Annotated in this window: 17 protein-coding genes; 16 read left to right on the forward strand and 1 reads right to left on the reverse strand. The window is 70.8% G+C overall.

Translation table 11 applies throughout. From position 1 onward, the window contains the following. Positions 1-84: 84 nt before the first annotated feature. From EV139_RS11085 to holA, 5 genes are all read left to right on the forward strand, one after another. Positions 85-1,083 carry an amidohydrolase family protein gene (locus EV139_RS11085; protein WP_130454384.1) on the forward strand — a complete coding sequence of 333 codons (999 nt, stop codon included), beginning with the start codon at positions 85-87 and terminating at the stop codon, positions 1,081-1,083. 11 nt (positions 1,084-1,094) lie between these two features. Next, positions 1,095-2,324: a kynureninase gene (locus EV139_RS11090; protein ID WP_130454385.1), complete on the forward strand. Its 1,230-nt coding sequence runs from the start codon at positions 1,095-1,097 to the stop codon at positions 2,322-2,324. A 302-nt stretch (positions 2,325-2,626) separates the two neighbouring features. Beyond that, positions 2,627-3,682, forward strand: coding sequence for a ComEA family DNA-binding protein (locus EV139_RS16155; protein ID WP_237464330.1), 1,056 nt, complete (start codon positions 2,627-2,629; stop codon positions 3,680-3,682). After that, positions 3,679-6,327, forward strand: coding sequence for a ComEC/Rec2 family competence protein (locus EV139_RS11100; protein ID WP_241989031.1), 2,649 nt, complete (start codon positions 3,679-3,681; stop codon positions 6,325-6,327). Before EV139_RS16155 ends, EV139_RS11100 begins: the two co-directional genes overlap by 4 nt. A 78-nt stretch (positions 6,328-6,405) precedes the next feature. Then, positions 6,406-7,419: a DNA polymerase III subunit delta gene (holA, locus tag EV139_RS11105; RefSeq protein WP_130454386.1), complete on the forward strand. Its 1,014-nt coding sequence runs from the start codon at positions 6,406-6,408 to the stop codon at positions 7,417-7,419. A gap of 113 nt (positions 7,420-7,532) precedes the next feature. On the opposite strand, the gene rpsT is transcribed toward holA, so the two are convergent. Further along, positions 7,533-7,793, reverse strand: a complete 261-nt coding sequence (rpsT, locus tag EV139_RS11110; RefSeq protein WP_130454491.1) for a 30S ribosomal protein S20 — start codon at positions 7,791-7,793, stop codon at positions 7,533-7,535. Between the two features lie 319 nt (positions 7,794-8,112). Between rpsT and lepA the strand changes: the two genes are divergently transcribed. The 11 genes from lepA (at position 8,113) to era (ending at position 19,439) form a co-directional block, all read left to right on the forward strand. Beyond that, positions 8,113-9,966: a translation elongation factor 4 gene (lepA, locus tag EV139_RS11115; RefSeq protein WP_130454387.1), complete on the forward strand. Its 1,854-nt coding sequence runs from the start codon at positions 8,113-8,115 to the stop codon at positions 9,964-9,966. Continuing rightward, positions 9,963-10,991 (forward strand): DUF1990 family protein, encoded by a 1,029-nt coding sequence (locus EV139_RS11120; protein ID WP_130454388.1) that lies wholly within the window; start codon positions 9,963-9,965, stop codon positions 10,989-10,991. The genes lepA and EV139_RS11120 overlap by 4 nt, the downstream gene beginning before the upstream one ends. Positions 10,992-11,012: 21 nt before the next feature. After that, complete coding sequence (gene hemW, locus EV139_RS11125) at positions 11,013-12,239, forward strand: radical SAM family heme chaperone HemW (RefSeq protein WP_130454389.1); 1,227 nt, start codon at positions 11,013-11,015, stop codon at positions 12,237-12,239. Positions 12,240-12,349: 110 nt separating this feature from the next. Then, positions 12,350-13,387, forward strand: a complete 1,038-nt coding sequence (gene hrcA / locus EV139_RS11130; RefSeq protein ID WP_130454390.1) for a heat-inducible transcriptional repressor HrcA — start codon at positions 12,350-12,352, stop codon at positions 13,385-13,387. A gap of 55 nt (positions 13,388-13,442) precedes the next feature. Continuing rightward, a complete protein-coding gene (dnaJ, locus tag EV139_RS11135; RefSeq protein ID WP_130454391.1) occupies positions 13,443-14,543 on the forward strand; it encodes a molecular chaperone DnaJ in 1,101 nt (366 codons plus the stop codon). Between the two features lie 2 nt (positions 14,544-14,545). Next, the gene (locus EV139_RS11140; RefSeq protein ID WP_130454392.1) at positions 14,546-15,304 is read left to right on the forward strand and encodes a 16S rRNA (uracil(1498)-N(3))-methyltransferase; all 759 of its coding nucleotides are present in this window, start codon (positions 14,546-14,548) and stop codon (positions 15,302-15,304) included. Between the two features lie 39 nt (positions 15,305-15,343). Continuing rightward, entirely contained in the window at positions 15,344-15,694 is a 351-nt protein-coding gene (locus EV139_RS11145) for an HIT domain-containing protein (RefSeq protein ID WP_130454393.1), read from the forward strand. Continuing rightward, positions 15,684-16,766 carry a PhoH family protein gene (locus EV139_RS11150; protein WP_420029107.1) on the forward strand — a complete coding sequence of 361 codons (1,083 nt, stop codon included), beginning with the start codon at positions 15,684-15,686 and terminating at the stop codon, positions 16,764-16,766. The genes EV139_RS11145 and EV139_RS11150 overlap by 11 nt, the downstream gene beginning before the upstream one ends. Continuing rightward, positions 16,763-17,224 carry an rRNA maturation RNase YbeY gene (gene ybeY, locus EV139_RS11155; protein ID WP_130454394.1) on the forward strand — a complete coding sequence of 154 codons (462 nt, stop codon included), beginning with the start codon at positions 16,763-16,765 and terminating at the stop codon, positions 17,222-17,224. The genes EV139_RS11150 and ybeY overlap by 4 nt, the downstream gene beginning before the upstream one ends. Beyond that, positions 17,221-18,513, forward strand: coding sequence for a hemolysin family protein (locus EV139_RS11160; protein ID WP_130454395.1), 1,293 nt, complete (start codon positions 17,221-17,223; stop codon positions 18,511-18,513). The genes ybeY and EV139_RS11160 overlap by 4 nt, the downstream gene beginning before the upstream one ends. Further along, the gene (era, locus tag EV139_RS11165) at positions 18,510-19,439 is read left to right on the forward strand and encodes a GTPase Era (protein WP_130454396.1); all 930 of its coding nucleotides are present in this window, start codon (positions 18,510-18,512) and stop codon (positions 19,437-19,439) included. The genes EV139_RS11160 and era overlap by 4 nt, the downstream gene beginning before the upstream one ends. Positions 19,440-19,469: the final 30 nt, after the last annotated feature.

The following is a 19,469-nucleotide window of genomic DNA, read 5'->3' on the forward strand; positions in this document are numbered from 1 at the left end:
TGCGGTGCTCCGAGTGGGCCGTGTGATCCGTGTTACGTTCGAGGCGGGGCATCTTCGAACCGGCATGAGAGCGGAAGGACACCGATGACGATGCGCGCGCACTATCGCGACGCTGCGGGCGCTGTGCGGCTCGGCGAGCTGCGTGTGGCGGACGACGGGGCGATCACGATCACGGCGGATCACTCGGGCTCGGGCCCCGTGCTCGACGCGGGCCTCGTCACCGGCACCTTTACCGACTGGCACGTGCACCTGCAGCTCATCGACGAGCGAGAGCTCGATGGCGGGTCGATCGGGCGAGTGCTCGATCTCGGCGGCAACCCCGCCGTACTGCGGGCGCTCAGCGAGGACCCCGGCCGGCCCGATCCGGCGCTCGGGGTGCGTGTCGACTACGCGGGCGCCTTCATTACCGCACCCGGCGGCTACCCCAGCGATCGCGAGTGGGCGCCGGCAGGCTCCACCCGTGAGGTGTCCGAGGTGGACGCCGCGGTCGCGGCCGTCGCCGAGATGGCCAGGCACGGTGCGAACCACGTGAAGGTGGCGAGCAACGGTGCCGCCGGGCCGGTGCTCAGCGACGAGGTGTTCAGTGCGATCGTTGCCGCCGCGGGCGCCGCCGGGCTTCCGGTGGTCGCACACGCCGAGGGGCCCGGGGAGGCGCTGCGCGCGTATCGCCTCGGAGCCCGCGTGTTTGCGCACACCCCGTTCACCGAGCGGCTGAACGACGCTGAGTTGCGCGCCTTCGCCCGCGACAGCGTGTGGATCTCAACGCTCGACATCCACGGGTGGGGCACGCCAGACGCGGCATTCGAAATCGCGCGAGACAACCTCGCCGGGTTCGCGCAGCGCGGGGGCCGCGTCCGCTACGGCACCGACCTGGGCAACGGGCCACTGCCCGTGGGACTCAACCGGCGGGAGCTGCGTGCGCTCGGCGCTGCGGGTCTCACCGCGGAGGCCCAGCTCGCGGCGCTCACGCCGCGGGACCCGGTGCGGCAGCCCAGCCGGCTGCTGCTGATCCCGGGGGACGTGCGCGGCGAGCTCGACGTCGCGGCCACCCGGCCGCTCTCCGCGGGGGACCTCTCGTCGTGAAAGGAATCCAGATGACCGACCAGATTACGCGACTCGCGGCGCAGGCTCGTGAGCTCGACGACGCCGACCCGCTCGCGGGGTTCATCGAACGCTTCGCCCCCGCGGAGGGGGTGAGCGCCTACCTCGATGGCAACTCGCTCGGGCGGCCGCTGCGCGACACCGGCGCGCGCCTGGACGCGTTCGTGCGCCACGAGTGGGGGAGCCGCCTGATCCGCTCGTGGGACGAGCAGTGGCTTGACCTCCCCACCGAACTGGGGGATCGCATTGGCGCGGCCCTCATTGGCGCGGCACCCGGGCAGACGATCGTTGGGGACTCAACGACAGTGCTGCTGTACAAGCTCATGAGCGCCGCCGTCGCGATGCAGCCGGGGCGCGACGAAGTGCTGATCGAGGCCAACAACTTCCCCACAGACCGCTTCGTCGCCGAGGGGATCGCGCACGCGCGCGGGCTCACCCTGCGACAGCTCCCGGCCGACCCCGTGGGCGGCATCACGGTCGCCGATATCGCCGCCGCCGTCACCGAGCGCACCGCGCTCGTCGTGCTCAGCCACGTCGACTACCGCTCCGGCGCCATCGCTGACATGCGCGCCATCACCGCGGAGGCGCACCGTCACGGCGCGCTCGTGCTGTGGGACCTCTGCCACTCGGTGGGCGTGCTCCCCGTGGAGCTTGACGCGGCCACCGCAGACTTCGCGGTGGGCTGCACCTACAAGTACCTGAACGGCGGGCCCGGTTCGCCGGCGTTCGCCTACGTGAACGCGTCGCTCCAGGAGCTCACCGAGCAGCCAGTGTGGGGGTGGATGGGCGCCGCCGACGTCTTCGGGATGCGGGAGCGCTACGAGCCCGCGCCAGGGATCCGGCGCTTCCTCAGCGGCACACCGGCCGTGCTGAGCATGCTGCCGCTCCAGGGAATGCTCGAGCTGATCGAGGAGGCCGGGATCGCGCAGATTCGCGCCAAGTCAGTGAGCCTGACAGCGCTTGTCGTGACCGCAGTGGACGAGCTCCTCGCGCCCCGCGGCGTCGCCCTGCTCACCTCGCGCGACCCGGAGCGCCGCGGCGGGCACGTCACGATCGGGCACGAGGGCTTCGCCGACCTCGTGCCTCGGCTGTGGGAGGACGGCGTGATTCCCGACTTCCGCAGGCCAGACGGGATCCGCATCGGGCTCTCCCCGCTGAGCACCACCCACGCGGAGGCCCTGCGCGGCGTGGTCGCGATCGCGGAGGGTCTCACCGGGGCGTAGGCGCGCGTGCTGTGCGCGGCGGATCCGAGTTCGCGCGGGAGATCCGAGTTCGCGCAGGAGATCCGAGTTCGCGCAGGAGATCCGAGTTCGCGCAGGAGATCCGAGTTCGCGCAGGAGATCCGAACTCAGGCGGATGGTTTCGGCTGAATCGATCCGCCTGAGTTCGGATCTCCTGCCTGAAATCGGGTAACGGCGCCGCTCCCCGGCGTACACAGCCCGGCACGAACGTGCCCGCGACGCCACCTATCCACAGTGTGTGATTCCGGATCGGTGTGCCCCCTGACGCTCTCTAGCGTTGAGGCATGCCACCCCACGACTCACTCCGGAGTTCCCGCCCGGGCGCCGTCGCCAACGGTCCCGTCGCCGACGGTCCCGTCGCCGATGAACTCGCTCTCGGCGATCCACCCGGCGTTGGCGCGCACGGTGCTGTCGAGCGCCGAGCTGGATCAGGGGCGCCGCCGGAACACGGGTGGCTCCCAGAACGACTCCTCGATCGCGCGGCGCGGAGCAGCGAGGACACGGCCGGCGGTCCCGGCGAGCAGCACGGTCATGGCGAACAGCACGGTCATGGCGAACAGCACGGTCCCGGCGAGCAGCACGGCCCTGGCGAGCGAGACGAGTCGGTCGAGCCGGGCGAGCCGGGCTTCTGGCGGCAGGAGCCCGGAAGCGCGGGGGCGCCAGCCGCCCTCGCCTGGGCCCCGCAGCCCTCGGTTGCGGCCCGCCTGCGGCGCGCGATCTCCGCCCCCATCTGGGTGGGCGTGATCGTGTTTGTCGCAGCGATCGTCGTCGCGATTGTGGTCAGCGCGGCGAACTCTGGCGGCGGCGAGCTGCTCGAGGTTCCCGGCAACGACGCCGGCGAGATCGGCGAGCGGAGCGGGGAGCAGCTCGACACCCCCGGCGCGGCGACGGGTGACGCCGCGCCGTCGAAGGTGCTCGTGCACGTGGTCGGCGAGGTTGCGTCGCCCGGGATCGTTGAGCTCCAGGTCGGCGCCCGGGTGGCCGATGCGCTCGCGGCTGCGGGTGGTCCCACCGACGCCGCCGTACTCGCCGGGGTCAATCTCGCTCGGACCGTGGTCGACGGGGAGCAGGTGGTGGTTCCAGACGCCGCTGGTCTGGTGGCCGGCGCGCCCGCGGAGGAGGGCGGCGTTGGCCCGGCCGCCAGCGGGGGACTGATCCGCCTGAGCACCGCGACGGCCGGCGAGCTCGAGCAGCTCCCGCGGATCGGGCCGGCGCTCGCGCAGCGCATCATCGAGTGGCGGAGCGACCACGGCCCGTTCGCCACGGTTGACCAGCTGCTCGACGTGCCAGGGATCGGCCCGAAAACGCTCGACGGATTCAGAGAGCTGGTCGAGCCGTGAGCCGCGAGTCCACCATCGCGCGCCGCGCGTACCGGGGCCCGCCCGGCCAGTGGCGCCTGCTGGCGCCCGCGCTCGTGGCCTGGGCGCTTGCGGCACACGCCATCACCGCGCCGGGCACCGGGCGCATCGTGGCGGTGGCCAGCGCGCTGGGCGGCGCGTGCACGCTCGGGGTCGTGGTGTGGCGCGCGGTGCGGCGGCGCGCGGGGGTGTGGGCGGCGGTGGCCAGAGGAAGCTCAGCGACTGTGGCAGTTCTCGGCCTCGCGCTCCTGCTCCTGCTCGGGCTGCGAATCGAGTGGGGCGAGGCAGTCAGAGACGACGCGACACTCCGGGAGGCGGCCGCGGCCGGGACGACGCAGGAACTCAGCGTCACACTGAGTGGCTACGCCGTTGAGTCCTCGGACCGGCGGGCGTGGGCCGCCGCCACGTTCGCGGGCGCGCGCGGCCGAGTCCCGCTGGTGCTCTGGTTCGAGGCTGGCGACGCACGCGGAGGCGGCGGCAGCAGCGGCGGTGGCAGCGCTGATGACAGCGGAGGCGGCGACAGCAGTGGCGTTGGCGACAGCGGCGGTGGCGGGCCGAGTGGACGCGCGGGTGCCGCTCAGCGGGGCGGGTGGGGGCCGGGCAGCGAGGTGCTGGTGCGCGGCGTCCCGGTGCGGTTGGACGCCGGCTCCGGGGCGGCATTCGGGATCCGGATTGTCGCGGCCGCGGCGGAAAAGTCGGACGGCTCGCTCGCGACCGCGGCGGCAGACCTGAGGGCGCGGCTCCGCGACGCAGCGGCCGCGACACCCGGTGCCGCGCTGGTGCCGGGGCTGGCCGTGGGGGACACCTCGCTCGTGGCGGCGCAGACCGATCGGCAGATGCGCGACGCCTCGCTGACGCACCTCGTCGCGGTGTCGGGCGCAAACTGCGCGCTCGTCACGAGCGCAGCGGGCTGGGTGCTCGCCCGCTGCGGCGCTGGCCGCCGGATCCGGATACTGGGTCAGGGCGCAGTGCTGGCTGGCTTCGTCTTCGTGGTGGGGCCGGATCCGAGCGTGCAGCGTGCCGCAGTGATGGCGGTGGTGGTGCTCGTCTCACAGTACGGGGGTCGGCGCGCGATCGCACTTCCCGCACTCGCGAGCGCCGTGATCGTCCTGCTGCTGCGCGACCCGTGGCAGGCGCTGCACCCGGGGTTTGCGCTCTCGGTCGCGGCTACCGCTGGGATCCTGATCATCGCCCCGCCCCTGACTCGCGCGCTGCGGCTGCGGGCCCGGGTGCCCGAGCTCGTCGCGCTCCCGATCGCGGTCGCGTGCGCCGCCCAGTTCGCCTGCGCGCCGCTCCTCCTGCTGCTGCAACCGGGGCTCCCGCTCGTGGGCGTGCTCGCGAACGTGCTCGCCGCCCCGGGGGCGCCGCTCGGCACAGGACTCGGGCTGCTTGCGCTGGTGCTCCTCCCGCTCAGCGAGCCGCTCGGAGCACTCGCGGTGTGGGTCGCAGCGCTTCCGGCGCGGTGGCTCGTCGGCACCGCGGCGGTCACATCTGAGCTTCCGTACGCCAGGGCGCCCTGGCCGGAGGGCTGGGGCGGGGCCGCGCTGCTTGCCGCGGCCGAGCTCCTGCTCGGTACCGCGTGGTGGCTTGGCACACACCGCGGCGCGCACACACGCCCGCGGGCGCGGCCGGGTCTCCGGAGGGCCGGGAAGGGCGAAGCGGACCCGGGGTGGCGTCACCCCTGGAGCGCGCGCGAGCCGGCACTGCGGGGTGCCTCGCGCTGGAGCCTCGGGCTCGCCGCGGCGGGGCTGGGGCTCCTGCTGGGGCCCACCGCGCTCACGCCGGCGGTCACTCGCGCCGCCGCGCCGCGCGACTGGAGCGTGGTCGCCTGCGATGTGGGGCAGGGGGACGCCCTGTTGCTGCGCGACCCGGCCCGGCCCGGCGGCGTGACGCTCGTCGACACCGGAGAGGATCCAGACGCGCTCCTCGCCTGCCTCGATCGCTTCAGCGTTGGACGCATCGAACTCCTGATCGTGAGCCACGACCACCGCGACCACTTTGGTGCGCTCGACGCGGTGATCCGCCGAGTCGACCGCGCGCTGATCGCGCCCGCGAACCGGGAGGACGGCGCGGATCGCGCGCTCGTGCGCCAGCTCGAAGCGGCGGGAGTGCCCGTCACCGTTGGCGTCGCTGGGATGCACGGTGGCGGTGGGGTGCTCGGCGTCGCTGGGATGCACGGTGGCGGTGGCGGGGAAGACGGAGGTGGCGTGCAGTGGTTGGTGCTCGGCCCCGCGGCTGGTCATGTGCCCGCCGACGCGAACTCCGCGAGCGTTATCGCTCGGCTGCGGGCGGGCGCCGTCAGCGTGCTGCTCCTGGGCGACACCGGCGCACTCGTCCAGTCGGAGCTGCTCCGCGGCGGCGCGGATCTGCGGGCGGACGTGCTCAAGGTCGCGCACCACGGCTCACGCGACCAGAACCGGGAGCTCCCGGGCCGGGTCGCCGCGGATCTCGCGCTCGTGTCGGTGGGAGCTTCAAATCGCTACGGCCATCCCGCGCCCGGGACGCTCGCGGACCTCGCCGCCGCGGGCACCGCGACGGCCCGCACCGACCAGCTCGGCAGCATCGCCGTCAGTGGAGCCCCCGGCAGTCTCCGGGTGTGGGCGTCTGAACGCGGGCCGCCCGAGTAGCGGGTGCCGCGGGGGCGATGCCGCGCCAGGGAGACCACTGCGGCCGATGGTGTCGGGAGTCCCGGATAAGGTTGGAGTGTGGCAGCAGCACGAGCAACTCAGACGAAAGCCCCGCAGCTCGACTGGTCGGAGGCGCGGCCGGCGCCCGTCGTCCTGATCAGCGGACCCGAGGCGTTTCTCGCCGACCGCGCGGCCCAGGCGATCCGCTCGGCGCTCGTCGCCGAACACCCCGACCTCGAGGTCCACGACGTCGACGCGGCATCGTACGCCGCGGGCGAGATCTTCACCCTGGCGAGCCCGTCGCTCTTCGCGGAACCGCGACTGCTGCGGGTTGAGGGCGTTGAGAAGTGCTCGGACGCGTTCATCGAAGACGTGAAGCGGTACATCGCCGAGCCCGCCGACGACACCGTGCTCGTGCTCCGGCACGGCGGCGGCCAGCGCGGGAAGGCCCTGCTCGATCTGCTGCGCAAGGGAACCGGCGGCGCCATCGAGATCGCCTGCCCGGAGGTCAAGAAAGACGCGGACCGGCTGAGCTTTGCCCAGGCAGAGTTCCGCCGCCTCGGCGCACAGATCACCCCCGGAGCGCTCCGCATGCTCGTGGGCGCCTACGCGGGGGGCATCGGCGAACTCGCTGGCGCCTGCGTCCAGTTGGTCTCCGACGTGGGTACGCGCATCTCGGAGGACGAGGTCAACCGGGCCACCGAGGGGCGCGTCGAGACTAACGCGTTCCGCGTTGCCGACGCCGCGACCGCCGGGCGCGGGGCCGAGGCGCTCGTGCTCCTGCGCCAGGCGCTCTCCACCGGCACAGACCCCATCCCGTTGCTCGCCGCGCTCAACATGAAGGTGCGCGCAATGGCCCGCGTGTACGGCGCGAGCGGCGGCAGCGGGCAGCTGGCAAAGGAGCTGGGAATGGCGCCCTGGCAGGTCGATCGGGCGCAGCGCGAGGTGCGCGGCTGGCGCGAGGGCGACCTCGCGCGGTGCATTGACCAGGCTGCCGAGACGGAGTGGCTCCTCAAGGGCGGCACCCGTGACCCCGAGTACGCGCTCGAGAAGTTCGTGCTGCTCGTCGCGCGGCGCGGTCGCGCCAAGTAAAACGCGCCAAGTAAGACGCGCCGGGGGCTGCCGCCCACGCCCCGAAACGCAACACGGGCCCCGCCGAAGCGGAGCCCGTGTGGGTGAGACCGTGTGGCCTCGAAGCCTAGTGCTTAGAGCGCAGCAACCTGGGTTGCGAGAGCCGACTTGCGGTTCGCAGCCTGGTTCTTGTGGATGACGCCCTTCGAAACTGCCTTGTCGAGCTTGCGGCTCGCAACCTGCAGCTTCTCCTCGGCGACAGTCTTGTCACCGGCGGTGATTGCCAGGCGGGTCGCGCGGACCGCGGTGCGGAGCTCGCTCTTGTATGCCCGGTTACGCTCGGTAGCCTTCAGGTTGGTCTTGATGCGCTTGATCTGCGACTTAATGTTTGCCACGTTGGGAGTGTCCTTCACAGGTACTTGTTTAAACAGGTGAATCCGCGCGGCGAGAGAGGGCACCTTGCGGGGTGTGTGGTGTGAGCCACACGCAAGCCAAGAACCAACTCTAGCAGACGAAGCGCACAACGCCCCGACCATGTCGCTGTGGCGTGGCCCGGCGTGGCCCGGTGTGGCCCGAGCCGGCCCGCGGCGGCCCGGCGCGAGCGAAATCACGGTGGGACCTGGGCGGCGGGTCCCCGCGCGGGCGCAGGCGGGTTTGGGTGCGCGCGCACGCGGATGAGCGCCGGGGGCCCGCTGCGTGCGATAATGGCTCACAATGTCTCCACGCAGCGTGAACCCCCCTGTCCCGGCGTCGACCGACCCCGCGCGCATTCGCAACTTCTGCATCATCGCGCACATCGATCACGGCAAGTCGACGCTTGCCGACCGCATGTTGCAGGTCACCGGCACGGTGCCCGACCGCGAAATGCGGGCGCAGTATCTCGATCGCATGGATATCGAGCGCGAGCGCGGCATCACGATCAAGTCGCAGGCGGTGCGCATGCACTGGGACGTGGACGGCGCCGCGTACGCGCTGAACATGATCGACACGCCGGGCCACGTCGACTTCAGCTACGAGGTCTCGCGCTCGCTCGCAGCGTGCGAGGGCGCGATCCTGCTCGTGGACGCGGCGCAGGGGATCGAGGCACAGACCCTCGCGAACCTGTACCTCGCCATGGAAAATGACCTTGAGATCATCCCGGTGCTCAACAAGATCGACCTGCCGGCGGCGGACCCCGAGCGCGTCTCCCGCGAAATTGCCGATCTCATCGGCGGCTCGCCCGAGGACATCCTCAAGGTGTCGGGCAAGACCGGCATGGGGGTCGAAGAGCTCCTCGATCGCGTGATTGAGCGGATCCCCGCGCCGGTCGGCGACGCGGACGCCCCCGCGCGCGCAATGATCTTCGACTCGGTCTACGACTCCTACAGGGGCGTGGTCACCTACGTGCGCATGATCGACGGCAGCTTCTCGCCGCGCGAGAAAGTCATGATGATGTCGACCGGCTCCGATCACGAGGCCCTCGAGATCGGCGTCTCCTCGCCCGAGCCAACCCCCACGAAGGGGCTCGCGGTCGGCGAAGTGGGCTACCTGATCACGGGCGTGAAGGATGTGCGCCAATCGAAGGTTGGCGACACGGTCACGTCGAAGCGTCACCCGGCGACCGAGGCACTGCCCGGCTACACGGATCCGAAGCCGATGGTGTTCTCCGGCCTGTACCCGCTCGACGGCAGCGACTACCCGGTGCTGCGCGAGGCGCTCGACAAGCTGAAGCTTGAAGACGCGGCGCTGCAGTACGAGCCCGAGACGTCCGTGGCGCTCGGCTTCGGCTTCCGCTGTGGCTTCCTCGGCCTGCTGCACCTCGAGATCATTTCCGAGCGCCTGCGCCGCGAGTTCGACCTTGATCTGATCGCCACCGCCCCGAGCGTGATCTACCAGGTCACCACCGAGGACGGCAGCGAGGTGACGGTGACCAACCCGTCCGAGTACCCCGACGGCAAGATCAAGAGCGTGCGCGAGCCGGTCGTCAAGACCGCGATCCTCGCGCCCAAGGACTACGTTGGCGCGATCATGGAGCTCTGCCAGAGCCGACGTGGCAGCCTGCTCGGCATGGAGTACCTGGGTGAGCGCGTGGAGCTGCGCTACAGCATGCCGCTCGGCGAGATCGTCTTCGACTTCTTCGACCACCTCAAGAGCCGCACCCAGGGCTACGCCAGCCTCGACTACGAGCCGATGGGCGAGCAGGAGGCCGACCTGGTCAAGGTGGACATCCTGCTGCAGGGCGACCAGGTCGACGCCTTTAGCGCGATCGTGCACCGCGACAACGCCTACCACTACGGCACGATGATGACCGAGCGCCTGCGCAAGCTGATCCCGCGCCAGCAGTTCGAAGTCCCGATCCAGGCCGCGATTGGCGCCCGGGTCATTGCGCGTGAGACGATCCGCGCCATTCGCAAGGACGTGCTTGCCAAGTGTTACGGTGGCGATATTAGCCGTAAGCGCAAACTGCTTGAAAAGCAGAAGGAAGGCAAGAAGCGCATGAAGATGGTCGGCCGCGTCGAGGTGCCGCAGGAGGCGTTCATCGCCGCCCTGTCGGGCGACGTGGAGGGCAAGGACGCGGCCAAGCGATGAGCGATGGCCAGCCCACTCGGCGGCAGAGCCACGTCGACATGCCGGTCGCGTACGCGGCGGTCGGCGCGTCTCGTGCCCCCGACCTCATGCGTTTTCCGCCCAACGGCAGCACCCCCTACGAGGAGGAGCTGCGCCTGGGCAGCGGCCAGGATCGATTCCTGCTCGCGTCAAGCCTGCTGATGACCTGGGGTGCCCAGCGCGGCGGCGGCTTCGCCGTGCGCGAGATCGAGCGCGGCACGGGCGCCGCCTACGTGGGCCCCAACTTTGACGGCGACGGGCGGCCGCAGGCCGCCGGAGAACCCGAGGAGCACTTTGGCCCCGACGGTGACCCGTTCGTGGTCGCCGGCACCACCGTGGCCCTCGGCGCGCCGGGTCAGCCGGAGCGCGAGGTGCTGGTGGTCTACACGATTTCGGAGGCGCGCAGCGTTGGCTTTGCCTGGGGGACGGGCGACGAGCTCGGTCCGGTCGGGGAGCAGCTGTTTGCGGTCGAGCTGCGCGACGACGACACCGTCTGGGCGGTCTCGCGCGGTTTCCTCGCGGCGCCCAAGAGTGGGCTGCTCGGCCTGCGGGCGCGCGCCGAGGTGCGCGCCGCGATCGACGCGGTGCGCAAGCAGCTCGCGGCGCTCGCCCCGGGCGCACAGCCCGCGGCCACGCAAGTCGACGAGCCGGTGCAGGCGGACGTTCCCGTGGTTGAGATCGAACTCGCGGACCCGGTACCGGCCGATGATGCCGACGCGTCCGACACCTCCGAGACCTCCGCCGCGACCGGCGCAGCTGAGCCCTCAGACCCCCTCGCTGAGGAAGCGCCCGCGGCGGACGTGCCCGTGGAAGACGTAGCCACAGGCGCCGAGGACGCGCCCGTTGCGGACGCAGCCATGGTTGCTGAGGAAGCGCCAGCTGAAGACCCACTCGCTGACATCGAGCCAGTCGCCGACGTGCCTGAGCAGGATCCCGAGACGGATCACGCGCCCGGTGCCGCCGCGCGCGTCACCCATCAGCGCCGCCCCGGATCGGCGCGCGCGTGATGCGGTTCGCGGAGGTGCGCGGTGCCCAGCGCACTGCCTGAGGGCGACGCCGCGCCGCTCGACGGTGCGCTCCCGGCGAGCGTGCGCGAGGGTGCTGAGGCCCGCAACTTTGGGGTCTACGTCCACGTGCCATACTGCCGCGTGCGCTGCGGCTACTGCGACTTCAACACCTACACGGCGAGCGAGCTCGGCGGCACGCGCCGCGACGAGTACGCGGACCAGGTGGAGTGGGAGCTGACGTTCGGCGCAGGGGTGATGCGCGCGGCGGGCTTGCCCGAGCGGCCGGTCTCCACGGTGTTCTTTGGCGGCGGCACACCCACGCTGCTGCCGGCGAGCGACCTCACGGCAATGCTGGCTCGGATCCGCACCGAGTGGGGCCTGGCTCCCGGCGCCGAGGTGACCACCGAGGCAAACCCAGACTCGGTCGACGAAGCGTACCTGCGCGAGCTGGCCGCGGCCGGGTTCACCCGCGTGAGCTTTGGCATGCAGTCGGCGGTGCCGCACGTGCTGCGCACGCTTGATCGCACGCACGAGCCCGAGCGCGTACCGCAGGTGGTTGCATGGGCGCGTGCCGCTGGACTGCAGGTAAGCGTCGACCTGATCTACGGCACGCCGGGGGAGTCGCTGGCCGACTGGGAGCGCTCGATCGACGCAGCGCTCGCGTGCGAGCCCGACCACATCTCCGCGTACGCGCTGATCATCGAGGCGGGCACCAAGCTCGCGGCGCAGATCAAGCGCGGCGAGGTGGCGGAGCCCGACGAGGATCTGCACGCTGAGATGTACGAGCTGGCCGACGCGCGCTTCACCGCGGCGGGGCTCGGCTGGTACGAGATCAGCAACTGGTCGCGCTCGCCGGAGACCCGCTCCCGTCACAACCTCTCGTACTGGACGGGGGAGGACTGGTGGGCCGCGGGTCCCGGGGCTCACAGCCACATCGGCGGAGTGCGCTGGTGGAACGTGAAGCACCCCGGCGCGTACGCGAGCCGAGTGAACGCGGGCGAGTCCCCGGCGCAGGCGAGGGAGACCCTCACTGCGGAGGCGCGCCGCGAGGAGCGCGTCCTGCTTGAGACCCGGATCGCCGACGGTCTGCCCGCGAGCGTGCTGGGCGCGGAGGAGCGGCGCGTGATTCCGCAGCTGATCGCCGACGGCCTGATCGACGGCCGCGCCGCGATCGGCGGGACCGTGGTGCCCACGCTGCGCGGACGGCTGCTTGCAGACACTGTCGTGCACCAGCTGCTCGGCAGCTGACCGAAACTTCTGCGCACGGGTTCGGGAACCGCGCAGAGAGCTGCGCTAGGATTAGCACTCAGTGTTGCTGAGTGCCAGGTCGGTGCGGCACACCGGGGCGAGGAGGAGCCATGATTTCAGAACGAAGTCTGGCTGTGCTGCACGCTATCGTGGGCGACTACGTGTCGTCGAACGAACCGGTCGGCTCGAAAGCGATCGTGGATCGGCACCAGTTCGGCGTCTCGGCGGCCACGATCCGCAACGACATGGCGCTGCTCGAAGACGACGAGCTGATTGCCCAGCCGCACACGTCCTCCGGGCGGGTGCCCACCGATAAGGGATATCGGCTGTACGTCGATACGTTGGCGCGGGTGCGGCCGCTCACGGCGGCCCAGCGCACCGCGATCGAGCGGTTCCTGGGGGAGTCAACGGACCTCCATGACGTCATGGCGCGCACCGTTCGCCTGCTCTCGCAGCTCACGAATCAGGTGGCCGTGGCGCAATACCCGTCGCTGCGTCGCACCGTGGTGCGGCACATCGATCTCGTTGCGATCGGGGAAGACCGCGTGCTCTGCGTGCTCATCCTCGGGAGCGGGGTGGTTGAGCAGCAGGTGGCGTGGCTGCCGGCCTCGCAGGTCACGGAGGCCTGGGTGCACGGTCTGCGCGAGCGGATCGCGAGTGCCGCGGTGGGCGCCGACGTCGAGGCTGCCGCGGCCGCGGTCGCGGAGCTTGAGGTGCGCATCGCCGAGTGGGCCGGGCCCGAGGAGGCCGACCTCGTGCGGCGCGTGCTCGACGTGGTGGGGTCGCAGCTGCGCAGCAATCGCACGGAGCGGATCGCCGTCGCCGGCGCCGCCAACCTGTCGCGCCCGGGCGAGTTCGCCGGGGCGTTGCCCGTCGTGCTCGAGGCGATCGAGGAGCAGGTGACGCTGCTCAGGCTCTTCGACGAGCTCGTGCAAGACGGCCGTGACGTGACCGCGTCGATCGGCCGTGAAAACCACGCGTACGGGCTGTCCGCCGCCTCCGTCATTGCGACGAACTACGAGGAGGAGGGCGCCTCCGTCTCGAAGCTCGGCGTCCTCGGCCCACTGCGCATGGACTACGCGGGCAATATCTCGGCGGTGCGCGCGGTCGCCCGCTACCTGAACCGATTTCTGGGCGAGGAGCGGTAGCCTCACGCGCCGCCCGCTCTGCCCGACACACGAACAATCCTGAGGAGAACTACCCGTGGCCGATCACTACGAGACCCTGGGCGTATCGCGTGAAGCGACGCCGGAGGAGATCAAAAAGGCCTACCGTCGGCTGGCGCGCGAGCTGCACCCCGATGTGAACCCGAGCGAGGAAGCTTCCGAGCGCTTCAAGGGCGTCACGCACGCCTACGACGTGCTGAGCGATCCCGAGCAGCGGCAGCGCTACGACATGGGCGGCGGCCAGGGCGGAGCCAACGGCTTCGGCGACATCTTTGAGACCTTCTTCGGCGGTGGTGGCTTCGGCGGGCAGCAGCGCGGTCCGCGCTCGCGCGCCGAGCGCGGCGACGACGCGATGATCCGCGTCGACGTGTCGCTTGAAGACGTCATCTTCGGGGTGCAGCGCGACGTGACCCTCAACACCGCGGTGCTCTGCTCAGTGTGCCAGGGCAGCTGCACGCAGCCCGGCACCCACCCGGTCACCTGCGACGTGTGCGGCGGCCAGGGGCAGGTGCAGCGCCAGGTGCGCTCCCTGTTTGGCAACGTGGTCACCATGCACCCGTGCGGGAGCTGCCAGGGCTACGGCACCATCATTGAGCACCCGTGCGTCGAGTGCGCGGGGAAGGGGCGCGTCCGCGAGCGTCGCACCCTCACGGTCGACGTGCCCTCGGGCATCGACACCGGCACCCGGCTGCAGATGCGCGGCGGTGGTGAGGTGGGCCCCGGCGGCGGACCCAACGGTGATCTCTTCATCGAGTTCAGGGTCATGCACCACGACATCTTCAGCCGCGACGGCAACGACCTGCTCTGCACCATGCAGGTGTCGATGACCGACGCGATCCTCGGCGCCGAGGCAAAGCTCGACGCGCTCGACGGCGAGGTCGAGGTGGAGGTCGAGGCCGGCGTGCAGTCGGGCGACGTGCTCACGGTGCGCGGCCGCGGGATCCAGGGGCTGCGGAGCACCTCGCGCGGTGATCTGAAGATCGCCGTGCAGGTCGCAACGCCGAGCAAGCTCTCGGGACGCGAGAAGGATCTGGTCCGGCAGCTCGCCGCGCTGCGCAAGGACGATCCGCCGCACCTCGGCGAGTTCCAGCAGGGCTTCTTCGGGAAGCTCCGCGACCGCTTCTTCCGCCAGGGCTAGCCTTGGCAAACCTCTACTATCGCGAGGATCTCGCCGCGTCCGACTTCGCCGTCGGCGCGGTGCTTGAGGTGGGCGGCGACGAGGCGCACCACGCGGTGCGCGTGAGCCGGCTCCGCGTGGGCGAGCAGATCCTGCTCGGCAACGGGTCGGGGTCGGTCGGCCTCGGCGAGGTGACTCTCGCCGAGAAACAGCGCTTTGCCGTGCGACTCATCGAAGCGCGCGCGGAGCCGCTTCCGGAGCCCCGGATCGTGCTCGTGCAGGCGCTCGCCAAGGGGGATCGCGACGAACGCGCTGTGGAACAGGCGACCGAGTTCGGGGTCGACGCGATCGTACCGTGGGGCGCCGCGCGCTCGGTGTCGCGCTGGAGCGCGGGCGAAAAGTCCGACCGCGGCGTGGCGAAGTGGCAGCGGATCGCCCGTGAGGCGGCCAAGCAGTCGCTGCGGTCGCGCGTGCCCGAGGTGCGGCAGCCGGTGGTGCTCTCCGAGCTCGCCGCGCTGGCGGCACGGGACGACGCCGCCGTGCTCGTGCTGCACCCCCGGGGGGCAGCGACGCTGAGCGCCTGGGCGGCCACCGGGCTCAGCCCCGGCCTGCGCGAGCTGGTGATCGTGATCGGCCCGGAGGGCGGGATCGATGACGCCGAGCTCGATGCGTTGCGCGCGGCGGGCGCCGAGGTGCTGGTGCTCGGAGCAACCGTGCTGCGCACGTCGAGTGCGGGCCCCGCCGGAATCGCCGTGCTCAACGCGGCGCTCGGCCGGTGGTAGCGCTGGGTCGGCGCGCGGTCCCTGCCGTAGACTGTACGCATGGCTACTGACACGGTGTTCGGCAAGATCGTCTCCGGTGAGATCCCGGTCGAGATTCTCGCGGAGACGGATCGCGTGATCGCGTTCGCGGACATGAATCCGCAGGCGCCGGTGCACCTCCTTGTGATCCCCAAGTCGACGGCGTACGCAAATGTGACCGAGCTCGCCGCCGGAGATCCCGAGACCCTCGCGGACATGGTCACCGTCGCGCAGCAGCTCGCAGCTGAGCACGCGAACGGCGAATTCCGCCTGATCTTTAATAACGGCGCATCGGTCGGACAGACCGTGTTCCACGTGCACGCGCACGTGCTCGCCGGAAACCTTGAGGAGCGTTCACTCGTTGGATCCTGAACCAACGCCCACCCACCCCGTCGTGCCGGCCACCGCGCCGGAACTGCAGCGCACCGTCCTCCTCGCGGGGGTTGATCTCGCCTCGTTCCTGGGGCACCGGGATCAGCTGATCCGCGATCTTGAGGCGCAGCACCCGAGCGTGACGTTCCACTCGCGCGACGAGGTGCTCGCCCTGCGCGGCCCGGCCCCGGACGTGCGCACCGCCGAGAGCGTGGTGCGCGAGGTCCTTGAACTCGCGCGCCGCAGCGGGCCAGTGTCGAGCGCCGATGTGCGCGAGGTGACGCGCATGGTGCACGAGGGGAACGGCCCCACGGCCGCCCAGGTCCTGAGCGCCCCCATCCTCTCCGTGCGCGGCAACTCGATCCGGCCGCAGACGCGCGGCCAGCGCGCGTACGTTGACGCGATCGACGCGAACACGATCGTGTTCGGCATTGGCCCTGCGGGCACCGGCAAGACCTACCTCGCAATGGCGAAGGCCGTGCAGGCGCTGCAGCGCCGCGAGGTCGCGAAGATCATTCTCACCCGCCCCGCGGTCGAGGCGGGCGAGCGGCTGGGCTACCTGCCCGGCAGCCTCGAGGACAAGATCGACCCGTACCTGCGTCCCCTGTTTGACGCGATCGGCTCGATGATGGACGCCGACGTGGTGCCCAAGCTGCTCGCGAACGGCACGATCGAGGTTGCCCCGCTCGCGTACATGCGCGGGCGCACGCTCAACGAGTCGTTCGTGATCCTCGACGAGGCGCAGAACACCACGCCCGAGCAGATGAAGATGTTTCTCACGCGCCTCGGCTACGGCTCGAAGATGGTGGTGACGGGCGACATCACCCAGATCGACCTCCCGATCGCCGCGAGCGGCCTGCGCGCCGTGAACCGGATCCTGCGCGGTGTCGAGGACATCCACTTCGCTGAGCTCGGCGCCGACGACATCGTGCGTCACAGCCTCGTCGGGCGCATCGTGGACGCGTACGCGGCGCACGACGAGGCGCGTGCCGTGTCGCGTGCCGCAACCGAACTTGCCGGCGCCGCGCGCGCCGAACCCGAATACGCGAAGGCTGAGGAGTCAGAAGCATGACCGTCGAGATCAACAACGAGTCGGGCATCCCCGTTGAGGAGGAACGCCTGCAGCGGCTCGCGGCGTTCGTGCTCGAATCGATGCACGTCCACCCAGACACCGAGCTCGGTGTGGTGATGGCAGATGAGGCGGCGATCGAGCAGCTGCACGTGCAGTGGATGAACGAGCCCGGCCCCACCGACGTGCTCAGCTTCCCGATGGACGAGCTGCGCCCGGGCCGCGTGGACGCGCAGACGCCCGCGGGGCTGCTCGGGGACATCGTGATCTGCCCGCAGGTCGCTGAGGTGCAGGCGGAAGCGGCCGGCCACGACCTGGGGCAGGAGATGTCGGTGCTGCTGACGCACGGCATGCTGCACCTGCTCGGCTTCGACCACGCAACACCGGAGGAGGAGGCCGAGATGTTCGGCCTGCAGCGCGACCTGCTGCTGTCCTTCGCGATGCGTGAGCGCTCCCGATGAGCGTCGGGCTTGTCGCACTGCTGCTCGGGGTCGCGGTGCTGCTGCTCGCGATCGGCGGCCTGCTCGCCGCGGCAGACGCGGCCCTCGGGGTGCGCTCGCGTGCTGAGCTGCTCGCCCTCGCCGAGGCGTCCCCGCGCACGGGCGCCGCGATTCGCGCGATCGCGGAAGACGAGGCCCGGCACGCGAACGCGCTGAGCTTCGCGCGCGTGTTCGCGGAGACGCTCGCGGCGGTGTTGATCACGCTCGTGCTCGCCTATTCGCTCGACGAGCTCTGGCTGGAGCTCGTGATCGCCACGCTCGTGATGACCCTGCTCACCTTCGTGCTGGTCGGTTCGAGCCCCCGCACGGTCGGCACGCACCACCCGGATCAGGTGATCCGCTTCGCGGCGCCGACGATCCGCGGGATCCGCGTGGTGCTCGGCCCGGTCGCGACCGCGCTGATGCGCTTCGGCGACCGGGTGACCCCGGGCCGCGGCGGCGGCGGCGCCCGGATCCGTGACGAGCAGCAGCTCCTGTCGATGGTCGATCAGGCCGCGGAGCAGTCGCTCTTGGAGGCCGACGACCGCGAATACATTCACTCGCTCGTGGAGTTCGGCGAGACGCTCGTTCGTGAAGTGATGGTGCCGCGCATCGACATGGTCACCGTCGACAGCGACACGACGGTGCACGAGGCGCTGGAGCAGGTGCTCGCGTCGCGGCACTCACGCGTCCCGGTGGTCACCGGCGAGGTGGACCACATCGACGGCGTCGCATACCTGCGCGACCTCAGCGGCTTCGTGCTGCGGCGCCCGGAGGAGGCAGAGACCTCGCTGATCACGCGCGTGATGAAGCCGGCGATGTTCGTGCCGGAGACGCAGCGCGCCGATAAGCTGCTGCGCCGCATGCAGCAGGAGTCGAACCACCTCGCGCTCGTGGTCGACGAGTACGGCGGCATCTCGGGGCTCGTGACGCTTGAAGATCTGATCGAGGAGCTGCTCGGCGAGATCAGCGACGAACACGACCGCGACGTCCCGGAGGCCGCCGAGCAGCCAGACGGATCGTTCGTGGTGAGCGCGCGGCTATCGGTCGAGGAGCTCGGCGATCTGTTCGGGATCGAGCTCGACGACGACGAGGTCGACACCGTTGGCGGGCTCGTCGCAAAGCACCTGGGCCGGCTCCCCGCCGAGGGCGAGGCGATCACCGTCGCGGGCATCGAACTCACCGTGGCAACCATTGAACGCCGACGGCAGCGCCTGCTGACCGTCGCCGCCCGCTGGACGGGCATCCAAGACTCGGAGGAAACAGCATGACGGATCTCGCGGTACAGCCCGAGGGAGAGTTTCGCGCGGGCTTCGTCTCGTTCGTGGGGCGTCCGAACGTGGGGAAATCGACGCTCACGAACGCGCTCGTCGGCGAGAAGATCGCGATCACGAGCCCGAAGCCGCAGACTACGCGGCGGGCGATCCGCGGGATCGCGCACCGGCCCGACGGTCAGCTCATCATCGTTGACACACCCGGAATCCACCGCCCGCGCACTCTGCTGGGCGAGCGCCTGAATGCGCTCGTCGAGTCGACGCTCGGCGACGTCGACGTGATCGGGTTCTGCGTGCCCGCCACGGAGAAGCTCGGCCCGGGCGACCGCTTCATCAACGACCGCCTCGAAGACTTCCCGCGCGCGAAGAAGGTTGCCATCCTCACGAAGGTGGACGAGGCGTCGCAGACGGAGATCATCGATCAGCTCACCCGGCTGGGGGAGCTGCGCGAGTGGGACGCCGTGGTGCCCGTCTCGGCGCTCACCAACGAGCAGCTCGACGTGCTCTCTGACGTGCTGCTCGGCCTCATGCCGCTCTCGCCCCCGCTCTACGACAGCGAGGACACGACCGACGAGGGTGAAGACGACCGGATCGCGGAGCTGATCCGTGAGGCGGCTCTCGACGGTGTGCGCGACGAGCTGCCGCACTCGCTCGCCGCCACCGTCGACGACCGGGTGGAGCGCGAGGCGGACGAGAACGGCGAGCCGGGCCTGCTTGAGCTCTACGCGTCGCTCTACGTTGAGCGCGACAGCCAGAAAGGCATTGTGATCGGCAAGGGCGGCTCCCGGCTGCGCGACGTCGGCGAGCGTGCTCGGCACGAGATCGAAGCGCTGCTCGGGCGCCGCGTCTACCTCTCGCTGCGCGTCAAGGTCTTGAAAGAATGGCAGCGCGATCCAAAGGCACTCGGTAGGCTCGGCTTCTAGGTCGGTCGCGATTCCGCGGTCGCAGGGGAA

The sequence above is a fragment of the Leucobacter luti genome (assembly GCF_004217175.1).
Lineage (GTDB): Bacteria > Actinomycetota > Actinomycetes > Actinomycetales > Microbacteriaceae > Leucobacter > Leucobacter luti.